The 518-nt window shown below is 52.3% G+C and carries 1 protein-coding gene; it reads right to left on the bottom strand.

Annotation, left to right across the window (positions count from 1 at the left end; all coding sequences use genetic code 11):
- On the bottom strand, positions 1-518 hold a 518-nt coding region (locus R8N47_RS28425; protein ID WP_318186510.1), incomplete at both ends, for a PmbA/TldA family metallopeptidase.

The following is a 518-nucleotide window of genomic DNA, read 5'->3' on the forward strand; positions in this document are numbered from 1 at the left end:
GGTTTCAGGCGTCCACAAATCATCACGATGGCGGGCAACGGTATAGCTGTAGTCACGTTCCATTTCGCCATTTTTGCCTACGCCAATAACGCAGCAGCTTGTGCTGTGGCGGCTAGACGCGTAGCTTGCTAACAAACCATGGCTGTTTCCGTACACTTTGACGCCGTAGTGGCTATCGTAGCTAGCACCGTCACTTTGCTTGATTGCATCGCTGTAGCTTAGCGCTTCTTTCTCGGCGGCAATCGCCACTTGTGCTGCGTAGTCTGGGTCTGGAGAGTCTGGGTGGAAAAGGTCAAGATCTGGCACCTCTTGCACCATAAATTCTTTCGGCGCTGGGCCTGCGACTGGGTCTTCAGATGTGTAATGAGCGATATCAAGCGCGGCATTCACTGTCTGTTCAATCGCCGCTTCACTCAAATCAGATGTGGAAGCGCTGCCCTTACGTTGGCCTCGGTAAACGGTAATGCCAAGCGCACCATCACTGTTGAACTCGACATTTTCTACATCACCCATTCGAG

This window comes from Vibrio sp. 2132-1 (assembly GCF_033344315.1).